The sequence below is a fragment of the Arenimonas sp. genome, assembly GCF_041913985.1.
Taxonomy (GTDB): Bacteria; Pseudomonadota; Gammaproteobacteria; order Xanthomonadales; family Xanthomonadaceae; genus Arenimonas.
The window spans coordinates 56,455-71,118 of the sequence record NZ_JAYSEG010000007.1; the positions used below are offsets into that span (position 1 = coordinate 56,455).

The 14,664-nt window shown below is 72.1% G+C and carries 14 protein-coding genes; 9 read left to right on the top strand and 5 right to left on the bottom strand.

Annotated features, from left to right (window positions below; translation table 11 throughout):
• Positions 1 to 51 precede the first annotated feature (51 nt).
• Positions 52 to 1,230, bottom strand: coding sequence for an NAD(P)/FAD-dependent oxidoreductase (locus tag ACE3Q2_RS03815; protein WP_231697616.1), 1,179 nt, complete (start codon positions 1,228 to 1,230; stop codon positions 52 to 54).
• A gap of 66 nt (positions 1,231 to 1,296) precedes the next feature.
• Here ACE3Q2_RS03815 and ACE3Q2_RS03820 point away from each other — a divergent pair, with 66 nt between their 5' ends.
• Positions 1,297 to 1,953: a hypothetical protein gene (locus tag ACE3Q2_RS03820; protein ID WP_374472906.1), complete on the top strand. Its 657-nt coding sequence runs from the start codon at positions 1,297 to 1,299 to the stop codon at positions 1,951 to 1,953.
• Positions 1,954 to 1,959: 6 nt separating this feature from the next.
• Here the strand turns inward: ACE3Q2_RS03820 and ACE3Q2_RS03825 are convergent, their stop codons facing one another.
• Positions 1,960 to 3,846 (bottom strand): DEAD/DEAH box helicase, encoded by a 1,887-nt coding sequence (locus ACE3Q2_RS03825; RefSeq protein WP_374472908.1) that lies wholly within the window; start codon positions 3,844 to 3,846, stop codon positions 1,960 to 1,962.
• A gap of 168 nt (positions 3,847 to 4,014) precedes the next feature.
• On the opposite strand from ACE3Q2_RS03825, the gene ACE3Q2_RS03830 reads away from it, so the two are divergent.
• Both ACE3Q2_RS03830 and ACE3Q2_RS03835 read left to right on the top strand, forming a co-directional pair.
• Positions 4,015 to 4,809: a M48 family metallopeptidase gene (locus tag ACE3Q2_RS03830; protein WP_374472910.1), complete on the top strand. Its 795-nt coding sequence runs from the start codon at positions 4,015 to 4,017 to the stop codon at positions 4,807 to 4,809.
• A gap of 23 nt (positions 4,810 to 4,832) precedes the next feature.
• Complete coding sequence (locus tag ACE3Q2_RS03835) at positions 4,833 to 5,249, top strand: CopD family protein (RefSeq protein ID WP_231697612.1); 417 nt, start codon at positions 4,833 to 4,835, stop codon at positions 5,247 to 5,249.
• A 3-nt stretch (positions 5,250 to 5,252) separates the two neighbouring features.
• Here ACE3Q2_RS03835 and ACE3Q2_RS03840 read toward each other — a convergent pair whose 3' ends face one another.
• On the bottom strand, positions 5,253 to 6,326 hold the full coding sequence (locus ACE3Q2_RS03840) for a calcium/sodium antiporter (protein ID WP_374472913.1): 1,074 nt from the start codon (positions 6,324 to 6,326) through the stop codon (positions 5,253 to 5,255).
• Between the two features lie 120 nt (positions 6,327 to 6,446).
• Here ACE3Q2_RS03840 and ACE3Q2_RS03845 point away from each other — a divergent pair, with 120 nt between their 5' ends.
• From ACE3Q2_RS03845 to ACE3Q2_RS03860, 4 genes are all read left to right on the top strand, one after another.
• A complete protein-coding gene (locus tag ACE3Q2_RS03845; protein WP_374472915.1) occupies positions 6,447 to 7,718 on the top strand; it encodes a dicarboxylate/amino acid:cation symporter in 1,272 nt (423 codons plus the stop codon).
• On the top strand, positions 7,715 to 8,584 hold the full coding sequence (locus ACE3Q2_RS03850; RefSeq protein ID WP_231697609.1) for a DMT family transporter: 870 nt from the start codon (positions 7,715 to 7,717) through the stop codon (positions 8,582 to 8,584). Before ACE3Q2_RS03845 ends, ACE3Q2_RS03850 begins: the two co-directional genes overlap by 4 nt.
• Before the next feature lie 70 nt (positions 8,585 to 8,654).
• Positions 8,655 to 10,034 (top strand): M16 family metallopeptidase, encoded by a 1,380-nt coding sequence (locus ACE3Q2_RS03855; RefSeq protein ID WP_374472917.1) that lies wholly within the window; start codon positions 8,655 to 8,657, stop codon positions 10,032 to 10,034.
• 10 nt (positions 10,035 to 10,044) lie between these two features.
• Positions 10,045 to 11,454 carry a M16 family metallopeptidase gene (locus tag ACE3Q2_RS03860; RefSeq protein WP_374472919.1) on the top strand — a complete coding sequence of 470 codons (1,410 nt, stop codon included), beginning with the start codon at positions 10,045 to 10,047 and terminating at the stop codon, positions 11,452 to 11,454.
• A 71-nt stretch (positions 11,455 to 11,525) separates the two neighbouring features.
• Here the strand turns inward: ACE3Q2_RS03860 and ACE3Q2_RS03865 are convergent, their stop codons facing one another.
• Complete coding sequence (locus ACE3Q2_RS03865) at positions 11,526 to 12,854, bottom strand: DEAD/DEAH box helicase (protein WP_374472921.1); 1,329 nt, start codon at positions 12,852 to 12,854, stop codon at positions 11,526 to 11,528.
• 295 nt (positions 12,855 to 13,149) lie between these two features.
• On the opposite strand from ACE3Q2_RS03865, the gene ACE3Q2_RS03870 reads away from it, so the two are divergent.
• Both ACE3Q2_RS03870 and ACE3Q2_RS03875 read left to right on the top strand, forming a co-directional pair.
• Positions 13,150 to 13,710, top strand: a complete 561-nt coding sequence (locus ACE3Q2_RS03870; protein WP_374472923.1) for a YkvA family protein — start codon at positions 13,150 to 13,152, stop codon at positions 13,708 to 13,710.
• Positions 13,707 to 14,090 (top strand): YbaN family protein, encoded by a 384-nt coding sequence (locus tag ACE3Q2_RS03875; protein ID WP_231697604.1) that lies wholly within the window; start codon positions 13,707 to 13,709, stop codon positions 14,088 to 14,090. Before ACE3Q2_RS03870 ends, ACE3Q2_RS03875 begins: the two co-directional genes overlap by 4 nt.
• Here the strand turns inward: ACE3Q2_RS03875 and ACE3Q2_RS03880 are convergent.
• Positions 14,087 to 14,662 (bottom strand): C40 family peptidase, encoded by a 576-nt coding sequence (locus ACE3Q2_RS03880; protein ID WP_374472925.1) that lies wholly within the window; start codon positions 14,660 to 14,662, stop codon positions 14,087 to 14,089. The genes ACE3Q2_RS03875 and ACE3Q2_RS03880 overlap by 4 nt on opposite strands.
• Positions 14,663 to 14,664 lie beyond the last annotated feature (2 nt).

Below are 14,664 nucleotides of genomic sequence, written 5' to 3' on the forward strand. Positions count from 1 at the left end.
TTGGGGAGGCCCGACTCTACCATACCTGTGCGTACGGGCCGGGTGAACGCCTCAGGCGGCGCTTCCCGCCGCGTGGCCCGAGGCCCAGGCCCACTGGAAGTTGTAGCCGCCCAGCCAGCCGGTCACGTCCAGCACTTCGCCGACGAAGAACAGGCCCGGCTGCAGCTTCGATTCCATGGTGGTCGACGACACGCCGTCGGTGTCCACGCCGCCCAGGGTCACCTCGGCGGTGCGGTAGCCCTCGGTGCCGCTGGCCACGATGGGCCAGTTCGCCAGCTGGCGGGCCAGGTCGGGCAGCTGGCGATGGGTGTACTGGCGCATCGGCTTGCTGGGGAACCAGGCTTCGCACAGGCGCTCGGCGAAGCGCCGCGGCAGCACGTCGGCCAGCACGGTGCGCAGTTCGGCATTGGGCTGGGCGCGCTGGCGTTCGAGCAGGAAGGCTTCGGCGTCGAGCCCGGGCAGCAGGTCGAGCAGCAGTTCCTTGCCCGGCTCCCAGTAGTTCGAGATCTGCAGGATGGCCGGGCCGCTCAGGCCGCGGTGGGTGATGAGCAGGGCGTTGTCGAAGCGCGCCTTGCCGCAGCGCGCCGAGACGGGAAAGGCCACGCCGGCGAGGTCGGCGTAGTGCTCCTGGTGCTTGCCGCTCAGCGTCAGCGGCACCAGCCCGGCGCGCGTGGGCAGCACCTCGTGGCCGAAACGGCGCGCGAGTTCATAGCCGAAGCCGGTGGCGCCCATCGAGGGAATGGAAAGGCCGCCCGTGGCCACCACCAGCGACGGCGCCTGCATCGTGCCGCGCGTGGTGCGCAGCTGGAAGCCGCCGCCGGGCAGGGCGTCGACGGCCTCGACGCTGCACCCGGTTTCCACCTGCACGCCGGCGTCGGCGCATTCGTCGAGCAGCATGGCCACGATCTGCTTCGAGGACTCGTCGCAGAACAGCTGGCCCAGCTCCTTCTCGTGCCAGGCGATGCCGTGCGCCTCCACCATGTCGATGAACTGCGCGGGCCGGTAGCGCGCCAGCGCCGACTTGCAGAAGTGCGGGTTGGCGGAAAGGAAATTCGCCGGCGTGGTGCCGGTGTTGGTGAAGTTGCAGCGGCCGCCGCCCGACATCAGGATCTTCTTGCCGCAGCGGTTGGCGTGTTCGAGCACGCGCACGCGGCGGCCGCGGCGTCCCGCCGTGAGCGCGCACATCAGCCCGGCGGCGCCGCCGCCGATCACCAGCACATCCGATTCCATGGCGCGGACTGTAGCCGCTCGCCGGGTGGCCGACTATCCTCGGGCCATCGGACGAGGGGGAAGACCATGGCCGCGAAGAAGCTGCTGACCGGTTGCCTGGTGGTGCTGCTGCTGGCGGTGGCAGTCGCGGGCCTGGCCTGGCAGTTCGTGCTCAGGCCGATGTGGCAGGCCGGCGGCGGCCTGGTCGAGGGCGCGCGCGAGTGGGCGAGCGCGGTCGACCTGGGCGACGACATCGTCAACCAGGCGGCCTACGCCGCGCCGCCCGACGGCAAGCTCACGCCGGCGCAGGTGGACGCGTTCGTGCGCGTGCAGTCGGTGGTGGCGCGGGAGATGGGCGCGGACCTCGCGCTGATGGGCCGGCGCGCGCAGGCCGCGGCGGCGGAACGGGCCAACGGCGGCGGGCCGTCACTGCAGGACGTGGGCCAGGCCTACCAGGAACTCTCGGGCCTGCTCTCGCGCTGGCGCATCGCCCAGGCCAAGGGCGTGAACGAAGTGGGCCTGTCGCGCGAGGAATACGCCTGGGTGCGTCGCCAGGCGCTGGCGGCGATGCCGCTGCTGGTGGAACTGCCGGCCGCGCCGGCCCTGCCGGGCCTGCCTTCCGTCGGCGCGCCCGACCCGGACGACGAGCAGGCCATGGCCGCGGCGCGCCACAACGCGGCGCTGCTGCGCCCGCACCTGCCGCTGCTGGAAAAAACCCTGGGCGCCCTGCCGCTGGCGCCCTGAGGCCGCTTACTCGGGGCGCGGGCCCTTGCGGTGCGGCTTCTTGCCGGCGAAGGGCTTCTTGGCGCCGAACGACTTGCGGTCGCCGAAGTCCTTCTTCGGGCCGAACGGCTTCTTGCCGCCGAAGGGCTTCTTGCCCGGCACCTTGCCGGCGGTGTCCGGCGGCTCGCCGTCGCGGGTGATGCGCAGCTGCTGGCCGGCGCACCAGACGGTCTTGAGGTGGCTCATCACGTCCTGCGGCATGCCCTCGGGCAGGTCGATCAGGGTGTGGTCCTCGAAGATCTCGATGCGGCCGATGTGCTTGGCGTCCAGGCCGGCCTCGTTGGCGATGGCGCCGACGATGTTGCCCGGCTTCACGCCGTGGTCATAGCCCACCTCGATGCGGAAGGTCTGCTTGCCTTCGTCGGGCGCGCGCGCCACGCGCTCCTTCTTCGGGAAGGCCGGGCGCTCGGGGCGCTCCGGGCGCTCGCCGCGCTCGAAGCGCGCCGGCTTGGCGAACTTGTCGGTGGCGGCCTGCACGTCGCGCTCGAAGGCGCGCTTCTTCGCCTCGAACTTCGGCGGCTCCATCAGCAGCGGCACGTCGCCGCGGGCCAGCTTGGCCAGGGCGGTGGCGATCTCGATGGCCGGCACGTTCATCTCGCGCTCGTAGTCCTCGATCAGCTTGCGGAACTCGGCCAGCTCGCCCGAGGCCAGCGTGTCGGTGATCTGCTGCTTGAACTTGGCGATGCGCACGTCGTTCACGGCCGCCACGGTGGGCAGCTCCATCGGCGTGATCGGCTGGCGGGTGGCGCGCTCGATGGCGCGCAGCATGCTGCGCTCGCGCGGGGCGATGAACAGGATGGCCTCGCCGCTGCGGCCGGCGCGGCCGGTGCGGCCGATGCGGTGCACGTAGCTTTCGGTGTCGTAGGGCACGTCGTAGTTCACGACGTGGCTGATGCGGTCCACGTCCAGGCCGCGGGCGGCCACGTCGGTGGCGACCAGGATGTCGATCTTGCCGGTCTTGAGCTGCTCGATGGTGCGCTCGCGCTGCGCCTGCGCCACGTCGCCGTTGATGGCGGCGGCGGAGAAGCCGCGCGCCTGCAGCTTCTCGGCCAGCTCGTCGGTGGCCTGCTTGGTGCGGGCGAAGACGATCATGGCGTCGAAGGGCTCGGCCTCGAGGATGCGGGTGAGCGCGTCGAGCTTGTGCAGGCCGCTGACTTCCCAGCTGCGCTGGCGGATGTTGTCGGCGGTGCGGGTCTTGGCCTCGATCGTGACCTCGACCGGGTCCTTGAGGTAGGTCTGGGCGATGCGGCGGATGGCGTGCGGCATGGTGGCCGAGAACAGCGCCGTCTGGCGCACCGCCGGCATCTTCTTGAGGATGGCCTCGACGTCGTCGATGAAGCCCATGCGCAGCATTTCGTCGGCTTCGTCGAGCACCAGGGTGCGCAGGTGCGAAAGGTCGAGCGAGCCCTTGTCCAGGTGGTCGATGATGCGGCCCGGGGTGCCCACCACCACGTGCACGCCGCGGCGCAGCGCCTGCAGCTGCGGGCCGTAGCCCTGGCCGCCGTAGATCGGCAGCACGCGGAAGCCCGGCAGGTGCGCGGCGTACTTCTGGAAGGCCTCGGCGACCTGGATGCCCAGCTCGCGGGTGGGGCAGAGCACCAGGGCCTGGGGCGAGTTCACCGCCGGGTCGAGGCGGGCCAGCAGCGGCAGCGCGAACGCGGCGGTCTTGCCGGTGCCGGTCTGGGCCTGGCCCAGCACGTCCTTGCCGGCCAGCAGGTGCGGGATGGTCGCGGCCTGGATCGGCGAGGGCGACTCGTAGCCGACGTCGGCCAGGGCCTTGAGCAGGCCTTCGCCGAGGTCGAGGTCGCGGAAAAGCAGGGGCGCGTTCGGCGCCACGTTCGTGGGGTCGGTCATGGGAGTTCCGGTGGAATTCGGGGCGCTTCGCATGCCGGCACACCACGGACACGAAGGAAACGCGCTTATTGTACCCCAGAACGGACGCAAGCGCCTGAACCCCAACGGTATTGCGGCCCCGGCCCGATGCCGGAATCATGGGGGCCCCGCGAGCCGAGGAGAACGACGATGCGCGCCATCCACGCGAGCCTCACGACCGCCCTGGCCGGCCTGCTGCTGGCCGCCTGCGCCACCGCCCCGTCCGGGCGCTCCCAGCTGATCCTGGTGAGCGACGGCGACATGGACAAGATGGGCGCCAGCGCCTTCGACCAGATCAAGGCCGGCGGCAAGCTCGCCAACGACCCGGCCAGGGCCCGCTACGTGCGCTGCGTCGCCGACGCGCTGATCGCCGTGCTGCCCGAATCCTCGCGCCGCCAGGCCTGGGAAGTGGTGCTGATCGCCGACGACACCCCCAACGCCTTCGCGCTGCCCGGCGGCAAGGTGGGCGTGCACACCGGCCTGCTGAAGGTGGCCACCGACCAGGACCAGCTGGCCGCGGTGGTCGGCCATGAGCTGGGCCACGTCATCTCGCGCCACGCCGCCGAGCGCGTCTCGCAGCAGTTCGCCGCCGAGACGGCGCTGCGGGCGCTGGACTCGGCCACCGGCGGCGAGCGCCGCCAGCTGCTGGGCCTGCTCGGCGTGGGCACCCAGGCCGGCGTGCTGCTGCCGTTCTCGCGCAAGCATGAAAGCGAGGCCGACGTGCTCGGCCAGCGCTACATGGCCCAGGCCGGCTTCCAGCCTCACGCCGCCGCGACGCTGTGGGAGAACATGATCCGCGCCTCGGGCGGCAGCCGCACGCCGACCTGGCTGTCCACCCATCCCGACCCGCAGCAGCGCATCGCTTCGCTCAAGGCCGCCGCGCCGGGCCTGCAGGCCACCTACGACCAGGCCCGCGCCGCGGGCCGCAAGCCCAACTGCCGCTGACGCGGCCCCGAAAAGGACTTCCCATGTACCTCTGGACCAAGCTCTTCCACGTGCTGTTCGTGATTTCCTGGATGGCCACGGTGTTCTACCTGCCGCGCATCCTGGTGAACCTGGCCGAAGCCGGCGCCGAGCCGGCCGTGCGCGACCGGCTGGCGCTGATGGGCCGGCGCCTTTACCGCTTCGGCCACGTGATGTTCGGTTTCGCCCTGCTGCTGGGCCTGACCCTGTGGCTGCACTTCGACCGCAGCGGCGGCTGGGTACACGCCAAGCTCACCCTGGTGGCGCTGATGCTGGCGCACTTCATCTTCACCGGCCGCTGGATCAAGCGCGCCGGCACGGGCGCGCCGCTGCCGTCGCCGACGACGCTGCGCTGGTTCAACGAGGTGCCGCTGCTGCTGGCGATCCCGGTGCTGTGGCTGGTCTACTTCAAGCCGTTCTGAGTTTCACCCGCGCCGCCGGGTGCGAAGTTCGCGCCAGGCCACCACGGAAAGCGTGACCACGGTGAGCGGGATCACCACCGTGCGCATCACCAGCGTGAACTCGTCCAGGGCATCGTGCTCCTGGGCGTAAAGCACGAGGTAGGCGGTGTAGAAGACGTAGTAGGCCAGGAACAGCGCGCCTTCCCAGCGCGCCACCATGTGCCCGGTGAACAGCACCGGCATGCAGGCCACCGACACCGCCACCATCACCGGCAGGTCGAAGGCCATCAGCGGGCCCGGCACCCCGAGGCCGCCTTTGGCGACGACCGCGCTGAAGCCCAGCACGCACACCAGGTTGAAGATGCAGCTGCCCAGCACGTTGCCCACGGCGATCTCGCGTTCGCCGCGCAGCGCGGCGATCACCGAGGTGGCCACTTCCGGCAGCGAGGTGCCCGCGGCCACGATGGTCAGGCCGATCACCAGCGGGCTCACGCCCAGCATCGTGGCGAATACCGTGGCCGCCTCGACCAGCCAGCGCGAGCCCAGCACCAGCATCGCCAGGCCCACCACGATCAGCGCCAGCTGCACCGGCAGCCGCGACAGCCAGGGCGAAGGCGGCTCGGTCACCAGCGTGTCCGCCACCTCGGCAGGTGCCGCCTTCGTGCCCTGGCGGTAGAGCAGCACGGTGTAGGCCACCAGCAGCGCCACCAGCAGCAGGCCGTCGGCGCGCGAGATGCCGCCGTCGAGTGCCATCCAGGCGACCAGCAGGCTCAGTCCCATCAGGATGGGCACTTCCTGGCGCACCAGCTGGCGGTCCACCACCAGCGGCGCCAGCAGGGCCGAGACGCCCAGGATGAAGAGCACGTTGAAGATGTTGCTGCCCACCACGTTGCCCAGGGCCAGGTCGGTCTGGCCGTCGAAGGCCGCCTTGAGCGAGATGGCGAGTTCGGGCGCGCTGGTGCCGAAGGCGACCACGGTGAGGCCAACCACCAGCGGGGCGATGCCCAGGCGCAGGGAAAGGCGCGAGGCGCCGCGCACGAGCAGGTCGGCGCCGACGATCAGCAGGGCCAGGCCGGCCAGGAAAAGGACGAGGGTCATGGGGTCTCCGGGGCAGGCCGCCATTATCACGCAACGGTGTGTTTCCGCCGGTGACGAAAGGCGTGACCGGGGGGCGGGGGGCCGCTATCGTCGGCCTTCGTCCCACCCCCGAGTCCGCCGATGGCCCTGGTGTCCGCCTGGTTCCGCATCCCGTTCTGGCAGCGCGTGCTCGCCGGCTTCGCGCTGGGCGCGCTGGCCGGCTGGGCCCTGGGCGGCGCCGCGGCCACCTGGTTCCAGCCGCTGGGCACGCTCTACGTCACGCTGATCAAGATGATCGCGACGCCGCTGGTGTTCTTCGCGGTCATCAACGCCGTGTCCGGCCTGGCCGGGCAGCGCTCCATCGCCGCGCTGGGCGGCCGCACCTTCCTGTGGTTCGCGGCCACCGCGGCGCTGGCGGTGGGCGTGGGCCTGGGCGTCGGCCTGCTGCTCAAGCCCGGCGAAGGCCTGGGTGCGCTGGCCATGGCCGCCGACTACCAGGTGCGCCAGGTGCCGGGCCCGGTGCAGGTGCTGCTGGACGTGGTGCCGGCCAACCCGTTCGCGGCGCTGGCCGAGGGACGCATCCTGCAGGTGATCTTCTTCGCCGGCCTGCTCGGCTTCGCGCTGGTGAAGCTGGGCGAGAAGACCGCGAAGCTGCGCGCGCTGGCCGCGGAGGCCAGCGACGCCATGATCCAGGTGACCCGCTTCGTGCTCGAGTTCACGCCGATCGGCACCTTCGGTCTCATCGCGGCGCTGGTCGGCACCTACGGCTTCGAGCGGCTGCTGCCGCTGGGCGGCTTCGTGGCGGCGATCTTCCTGGCCTGCGCGCTGCACATCGTGGTGGTCTACGGCGGCCTGCTGCTGGCGCATGGCCTGAATCCGCTGAAGTTCTTCCGCGGCGCGGCGCCGGCGATGCAGGTGGCCTTCGCCACCGCGTCGAGCTTCGGCGCCCTTCCGGTGTCGCTGCGCGCGGCCGTGCACAACCTGGGCGTGCGCCAGGAGTACGCCGCGTTCGCGGTGCCGCTGGGCGCCAGCATCAAGATGGACGGCTGCGGCGCCATCTACCCGGCGCTCACTTCGCTGTTCGTCGCCCAGTACTTCGGCATCGAGCTCAGCGTTTCGCAGTACTTCATCATCCTGCTGGCCTCGGTGCTGGGCAGCTTCGGCACCGCCGGCGTGCCGGGCACGGCGGTGGTGATGGCCACGGTGGTGCTCAGCGCCGCCGGCCTGCCGCTGGAAGGGCTGGGCTACCTGCTGGCCATCGACCGCGTGCTCGACATGATGCGCACGATGACCAACGTCACCGGCCAGGTGCTGGTGCCGGTGCTGGTGGCGAAGGAGAGCGGCCTGCTCGACCAGGCGGTGTACGACGCCGCGCCGAGCAACGTCGGCCTGGAGGCCGGGGACCCGCGATGACGCCGCGCACGCGCGCCACCGCGGCGGGTTTCGCCGCCGTGCTGCTGTGGTCCTCGCTGGCGGTGCTCACCACCGCCACCGACGGCATCCCGCCGTTCCAGCTGCTCGCCCTCGGCTTCGGCATCGCCGGCGTCGCCGGCGTGGCGCTGCTGCTGCGGCCCGGCGGCCCGGGGCTGGCGGCGCTGCGGCAGCCGTTGGCGGCGGGCGTGCTGTGCATCGGCGCGCTGTTCGGCTACCACGCGCTGTTCTTCCTCGCGCTCAAGCGCGCGCCGGTGGTGGAAGCCAACCTGCTCAACTACCTGTGGCCGCTGCTGATCGTGGTGTTCGCGGCGCTGCTGGGCGGCGCGCGCGTGCGGGCGGGGCAGTGGCTGGGCACGCTGCTGGGCCTGGCCGCGGCGGCGCTGCTGGTGCTGCGCGGCGGCCGCCTCGATCTGGCGCCGGCGCACCTGGCCGGCTACCTCGCCGCTCTCGGCGCGGCGGTGATCTGGGCGCTGTACTCGGTGCTCAACCGGCGCTTCGAGGCCGTGCCCAGCAGCGCCATGGCCGGCGCCTGCCTGGCGGTGGGCCTGCTGGGCGCGGCGGCGCATGCCGCGGTCGAAACCACGGTGGCGCCGACGGCCGTGCAGTGGCTGGCCATCGTCGCGCTGGGCCTGGGGCCCACGGGCGTCGCCTTCTGGCTCTGGGACATCGGCACCAAGCGCGGCGACATCGCCGTGCTGGGCACGCTGTCGTACGCGGCACCGCTGCTGTCCACCGGCCTGCTGCTGGCCTTCGGCCGCGCCCAGCCGCACTGGACCCAGGCCGTGGCGGTGTTCCTGCTGCTGCTCGGCGCCTGGCTGAGCGTGCGGGCCGGCCGCGACCCATGACTTCCTGCACGGTGGGAGCCCGCGCCCGGGACCGGTAGCCTCGGGGGCTTACCCGCTGCGAGGACGCCCCATGCGAACGATGAACCGCCGACTGCTCTGGCTCGGCCTGCTGCTGGCCGCGCCGGCTTTCGCCGACAACCCCGACCGCTGGGAAATCCCGGTGTCGGTGAAGACCCTCGACAACGGCCTGACCGTGGTGGTCTCGCCCGACCCCAGCGCGCCGGTGGTGGGCGTGAGCGTGGTCTACAAGGTGGGCATGCGCCAGGAGCCGCGCAACCGCACCGGCTTCGCGCACCTGTTCGAGCACCTGATGTTCGAAGGCACGCCGGTGGCGGGCGAGGGCGTGTTCGACAAGGTGATCACCTCCGGCGGCGGCCGCAACAACGGATCCACCCGCCCCGACTTCACCAACTACATCGAGGTCGCGCCGGCCTCGGCGCTCGAGCCCATCCTGTGGCTCGAGGCGGACCGCATGACCACGCTCGACTTCAACGAGCGCACCCTGCGCAACCAGCAGGACGTGGTGAAGGAAGAGATCCGCGTGAACGTGAAGAACCAGCCCTATGGCGGCTTCATGTGGCTCGACATCAACCAGGCCGCCTTCTCGAAGTGGGAGAACAACCACGACGGCTACGGCAGCTTCGAGGACCTCGAGGGCGCCACCGTCGCCGACGTGGCCGCCTTCCACCGCGACTACTACGGCCCGAACAACGCGGTGCTCTCGATCGCCGGCGACGTGACGCCCGAGCAGGGCTTCGCGCTGGCGGAGAAATACTTCGGCAAGGTCGCCGCGCGTCCCACGCCGCCGCGTCCGGACGTGGCCGAGCCGCTGAACACGAAGGAGATCCGCGTCACCCAGCCCGACGCGCTGGCCCAGGTGCCGGCGCTCGCGGTGGGCTGGAAGATCGCCGAGCGCGGCAGCCCCGACCACGCGCCTGCCGCCGTGCTGGCCGAAGTGCTGGCCGGCGGCGACGCCTCGCGCGTCTACCAGGGCCTGGTGAAGGGCCGCGAGATGGCCATCAACGGCGAGTACCTGTTCGGCCTCACCAGCCCCTGGGAGTTCGACGGCCCCACGCTGCTGACGCTGTTCGCGCTCTACAAGCCGCAGTACGACGCCGACCAGGTGCTGGCCGCGCTCGACGAGGAAATCGCCCGCATCGCCAGGGATGGCGTTGGCGACGAGGAGCTGGCGCGGGTGAAGACCCGCATGCTGGCCGACTGGAACAACGGCATGGAAAGCTACCTCGGCCGCGCCGACACGCTGGCGCGCCTGCAGGCGATCTGGGGCGACGCCACCGTGGCCAACCGCATCCCCGGCTGGATCGAGGCCGTGGATTCCGAGGACCTGCAGCGCGTCGCGCGCACCTACCTCACGGTGGCCAACCGCACCGTGATCGACCGCAAGCCCGCCGCCATGCTGGCCGCGCCCGCCGCCGACGCGGGCAAGTGAGGAGACGACCATGACCAAGACCCTGATCGCCCTGTTCGTTTCCGCCGCGCTCGCGCCGCTGGCCCTGGCCGCCGCCGAGCCGCCCGCCATGCCCGCCGGCCTGCCGGCCTTCGCCGCCGACAAACCGCTGCCGGTGCCGCAGGTGGAGCGCAAGACGCTCGCCAACGGCCTGCAGGTGTGGGTGGTGCCGCGCGACGGTGTGCCGCGCGTGGACTTCGTGCTGGCCTTCCGCGGCGCCGGCCTGGCCGCCGACGACCCGGCCACGCCGGCCTTCGCGTCCATGCTCGCCGGCCTGATGCCCGAAGGCACGGCGACGCGTGATTCGCGCGCCATCGCCGAAGCCGCGCAGTCCTTCGGCGGTTCGGTCGGCGCCTTCGCCAGCAACGACGGCCTGAGCCTGAGCGCCAATGCCCTGGCCTCGAAGTCGGCCGACATGGCCGGCCTGCTGGCCGACGTGGCGCGTTCGCCCGCCTTCCCCGAGGAGGAAGTGCGCCTGGCCAAGGCCAACGCGCTGCAGGGCCTGAAGGCCGCCGAGGCGCAGCCGGGCTTCCGCGCCGAGCGCGCCATGCTCGCGGCGCTGTACGGCGACCACCCGTATTCGCGCACCCAGTCCACCGAGGCCGGCATTGCCGCGGTGGACCGCGCGCGCCTGCAGGCCGAATACGCACGCCGCATCCGGCCCGACCGCGGCCTGCTGGTGGTGACCGGCCGCATCAGCGCCGACGACGCCTTCGCGCTTGCCGAGCGCCACTTCGGCGACTGGAAGGCCGAAGGCGAACCGCTGGCCGCCACGGCGCCGTCGCGCGCCGAGGCGCCGCCCGCGCGCGTGCACCTCGACCGTCCCGGCAGCGTGCAGTCCACGCTGCGCCTGGGCCGCCCGGCGGTGCCGGCGACGCACGAGGACGCCATCCCGCTGCGCCTGGCCAGCACCGTGCTCGGTGGCAGCTTCAGCAGCCGCCTGATGCAGAACCTGCGCGAGGAGAAGGGTTACACCTACGGCGCCGGCCTGGGCCAGCGCAGCCTGGCGGCGGGCGGCGCGCTGGTGGCCAATGCCGATGTGCGCAACGAGGTCACCGGCGCGGCGCTGAAGGAGTTCTTCGCCGAATTCGAGCGCCTGGGCCGCGAACCGGTGCCGGCCGTCGAGCTGGAGATGAACAAGCGCTACGTCGCCGGCAGCTACCTGGTGTCGAACCAGCTGCAGGCCTCGGTGGCCGGCAGCCTGGCCTCGAACTGGCTGGTGGGCCTGCCGCCCGAATACCTGGGCGAGTACGTGCCCAAGGTGCGCGCGGTCACCGCGGAGCAGGTGCAGGCGATGGGCGCGAAGTACTTCGTGCCGGCGCAGCAGTCGATCGTGGTGGTGGGCGACAAGGCGGTGATGGAGCAATTGGCGGACTACGGCGAATTCACCGAAGCCAGGTGACGGCGCCGTGCGCGACCTGAAATGGAAAGGGCCGCCCTGGGGCGGCCCTTCTCATTTGCAGCGGGTGCTGTTCAGCGCGCCGCGGTGGCCTCGCGGCGACGCTCGCCGCCGCGGCCGCCGGTACCCTTCGGGCCGGCGTGCGCGTGGCGGTCATCGCCGCCGGCGTGCGGGCGACGACCCTGGCGCGGGTCGCCGTCGCGGCGCGGCGGGCGGTTGCCCGACGGGCGGCCGTTGGAGGCGTTGTCGTTGCCCATGCGGATGCCGCGGCTGGGCACGAAGCCTTCGACCTCGACCAGGGCGATGTCGGCCTTGAGCAGGCGCTGGATGGCGCGCAGCAGGCCGCCCTCGTCGGTGCCCACCAGCGACACGGCTTCGCCGCTGGCGCCGGCGCGGCCGGTGCGGCCGATGCGGTGCACGTAGTCCTCGGCCACCATCGGCAGGTCGAAGTTGATCACCAGCGGCAGCAGCGGGATGTCGAGGCCGCGGGCGGCGACGTCGGTGGCCACCAGCACGCGGGCCTGGCCCGACTTGAAGTCGCGCAGGGCCTTGAGGCGCTGCGACTGGCTCTTGTTGCCGTGGATGGCGACGGCGTTGATGCCGGCCTTCTCGATCTGCTCGGCCAGGCGGTTGCAGCCGTGCTTGGTGCGGCCGAACACCAGGATCTGGTCCTGGTAGCGCTTGCTCAGGATCTCGATCAGCAGGTCCTTCTTGCGCGACGCGTCCACCGGGTGCACCACGTGGGTGACGCTGGTGGCCACGGCGTTGCGCACGGTCACCTGGACCTCGCGCGGGTCGCGCAGGAACTCCATGGCGAGCTTCTTGATGGCGTCCTCGAAGGTGGCCGAGAACAGCATGGTCTGGCGCTGCGGCGGCACCTTGGCCAGCACGCGCTTGATCGCGGGCAGGAAGCCCATGTCGAGCATGCGGTCGGCTTCGTCGAGCACCAACGCCTCGACCGCCGACAGGTCGGCGGTGCGCTGCTGCAGGTGGTCGATCAGGCGGCCCGGGCAGGCCACCAGGATGTCGACGCCGCGGCGCAGGGCTTCGACCTGCGGCTGCATGCCGGCGCCGCCGTACACGGTGGCGACGCTCAGGCGCAGGTGCTTGCCGTAGGCGCGCAGGCTGTCGCTGACCTGCACGGCCAGTTCGCGGGTGGGCACCAGCACCAGCGCGCGCGGCTTGCGCGGGCCGCGCTGCGGGCCGGCCTGGGCCAGGCGGTGCAGCAGGGGCAGGGCGAAGGCGGCGGTCTTGCCGGTGCCGGTCTGGGCGCCGCCCATCAGGTCATGGCCGGCCAGGGCCAGCGGGATCGCCTCGGCCTGGATCGGGGTGGGAGTGGTGTAGCCGACGTCCGACAGCGCACGGACGAGCTCGGGCGCGAGCCCAAGGGACTGGAAAGACATGAGTTTTGCTCCGTTGTGTAACCCGGAGCGTTCCCTGAAACCGCGCTGCGAGTAGTGCTTCAAGTTTTGACGCCAGGGCCGGATGGGCCTGGCGGGTTTGCGCAGCGAAAGGCGTGCGGAGTGGGGCCTGGCGCAGGACGGGAGCGGGGCTCGGGGCCTGGCGGCGGGGCATACCGGGGGAAAACGGTCAGCCGGTGCAGCAAACGCCGTGCACTCTACGCGAAATCCGCCCCGCCGGCCAGTTCGCGTGCAGGCGGCGTGAATATCGTGTTCAGGCTGGCGTACGATGGCGGCCATGCGAATCACCTTCGAACTCGAGCCCGGCGACATCGAACGCTTCCACGAGGCCCTGGAGCGGGCCGACCGGCGCGTGGCCAGCGCCGACGAGTGCGACATCGTGGCCGCTGCCCGGCACAGCCTGGAGACCCTGCCCATCGACTGCGCGCCCGGCTACATCCGCCGGCGCATGCAGGAGGTGGCCCGGCTGGTGGACATGCTCGAGGACGAAGCCTGGGCCCTGCCGCAGGTCGAGCGCGCCGAGGTGCTCAAGCTGCTGGCCTACTTCAGCGACCCCGAGGACCTGATCCCCGACGACGTGGCGGTGATAGGCCTGCTCGACGACGCCATCATGCTCGAGCTGCTGCTGCGCCAGATCCGCCACGTGGTGGCGGCCTATGCCGAGTTCTGCACCGCCCGCGGCGCCCAGCCCGACGCCGGCGGCGGCGACGAACGCATCGCCCTGGCCCGGGCCCTGGCCCGCACCCGCGAGCGCCTGCACGCGCGCATGCGCCGGCGCCGGGTGCGCGAGGCCATGGTCGCCGCCGCGGCCAAGGCGGCCACCGCGCCGGCCGGATGAGCCCGCTCGTCCACGTCCGCCGCTGGATGTGGCTGCTGCTGGCCTACGCCGCGCTGGCGCTGGGCATCATCGGCATCTTCGTGCCCGGCCTGCCCACCACGCCCTTCGTGCTGCTCTCGGCCTTCGCCGCCGCGCGCGGCTCCCGGCACCTGCATGACTGGCTGCTGGCGCACCGCGTCTACGGCCCGATGATCCGCGACTGGCAGGCCACCGGTTCGGTGAACCGGCGCGCCAAGCAGTGGGCCATCGGCACCATGGCCGCCAGCAGCCTGCTGATGTTCGCCACCGCGCCGAAATGGTGGATGGCCGCCACCGGCACCGCCATCATGGCGGTGGTGGGCACCTGGCTGTGGCTGCGGCCGGAGCCGCCGGCGAACTAGTCGAGCACGCGGCGGGCGCCGGCGTAGTGCCGGCCCCAGTAGGGCCCGTCCAGGCGGTCCAGGCGCACGGTGCCGCCGGTGCTGGGCGCGTGCACGAAGCGGCCTTCGCCGACGTAGATGCCCACGTGGAAGATGGCGCCGCGGTCGCCGAACAGCACCAGGTCGCCCGGCGCCAGCCGGTCGCGCGGCGGCGTCCGGGCTTCCACCTTCGCGATCTCGCGGGTGGTGCGCGGCAGGTAGACCTTCGCCGCGTCGAGGAACACGTAGCCCACCAGGCCGCTGCAGTCGAAGCCGCCGTCGGGCGTGTTGCCGCCCCAGCGGTAGGGCGTGCCCACCAGGCCGAGCGCGCGCATGAGCACGTCGTTGGCGCGCAGCGGGTCGGCGGGCGCCACGTCCACCACCTGCAGCGCGCGCGGCGCGGCGGCCTGTGCGGCGGGGCGTTCGGGGCTTGAGGAGCACCCTGCCAGCAGGGCCAGCAGCAGGGGGAGTGCGAACCGGCCCCGGGGAACTGGCGCCGGGCGGGAGGGGCCGGGATAATGCGCTTTCGCTGTCACGGGCCGAGTGTGCCCCATCC

Excerpts from the sequence above, each read along its gene's own strand:
- ACE3Q2_RS03855 (WP_374472917.1), top strand. The coding sequence starts at position 8,655 with ATGCGAACGATGAACCGCCGACTGCTCTGGCTCGGCCTGCTGCTGGCC.
- ACE3Q2_RS03830 (WP_374472910.1), top strand. The coding sequence starts at position 4,015 with ATGCGCGCCATCCACGCGAGCCTCACGACCGCCCTGGCCGGCCTGCTG.
- ACE3Q2_RS03875 (WP_231697604.1), top strand. The coding sequence starts at position 13,707 with ATGAGCCCGCTCGTCCACGTCCGCCGCTGGATGTGGCTGCTGCTGGCC.
- ACE3Q2_RS03815 (WP_231697616.1), bottom strand. The coding sequence starts at position 1,230 with ATGGAATCGGATGTGCTGGTGATCGGCGGCGGCGCCGCCGGGCTGATG.
- ACE3Q2_RS03825 (WP_374472908.1), bottom strand. The coding sequence starts at position 3,846 with ATGACCGACCCCACGAACGTGGCGCCGAACGCGCCCCTGCTTTTCCGC.
- ACE3Q2_RS03840 (WP_374472913.1), bottom strand. The coding sequence starts at position 6,326 with ATGACCCTCGTCCTTTTCCTGGCCGGCCTGGCCCTGCTGATCGTCGGC.
- ACE3Q2_RS03870 (WP_374472923.1), top strand. The coding sequence starts at position 13,150 with ATGCGAATCACCTTCGAACTCGAGCCCGGCGACATCGAACGCTTCCAC.
- ACE3Q2_RS03845 (WP_374472915.1), top strand. The coding sequence starts at position 6,447 with ATGGCCCTGGTGTCCGCCTGGTTCCGCATCCCGTTCTGGCAGCGCGTG.
- ACE3Q2_RS03860 (WP_374472919.1), top strand. The coding sequence starts at position 10,045 with ATGACCAAGACCCTGATCGCCCTGTTCGTTTCCGCCGCGCTCGCGCCG.
- ACE3Q2_RS03835 (WP_231697612.1), top strand. The coding sequence starts at position 4,833 with ATGTACCTCTGGACCAAGCTCTTCCACGTGCTGTTCGTGATTTCCTGG.
- ACE3Q2_RS03850 (WP_231697609.1), top strand. The coding sequence starts at position 7,715 with ATGACGCCGCGCACGCGCGCCACCGCGGCGGGTTTCGCCGCCGTGCTG.
- ACE3Q2_RS03865 (WP_374472921.1), bottom strand. The coding sequence starts at position 12,854 with ATGTCTTTCCAGTCCCTTGGGCTCGCGCCCGAGCTCGTCCGTGCGCTG.
- ACE3Q2_RS03880 (WP_374472925.1), bottom strand. The coding sequence starts at position 14,662 with ATGGGGCACACTCGGCCCGTGACAGCGAAAGCGCATTATCCCGGCCCC.
- ACE3Q2_RS03820 (WP_374472906.1), top strand. The coding sequence starts at position 1,297 with ATGGCCGCGAAGAAGCTGCTGACCGGTTGCCTGGTGGTGCTGCTGCTG.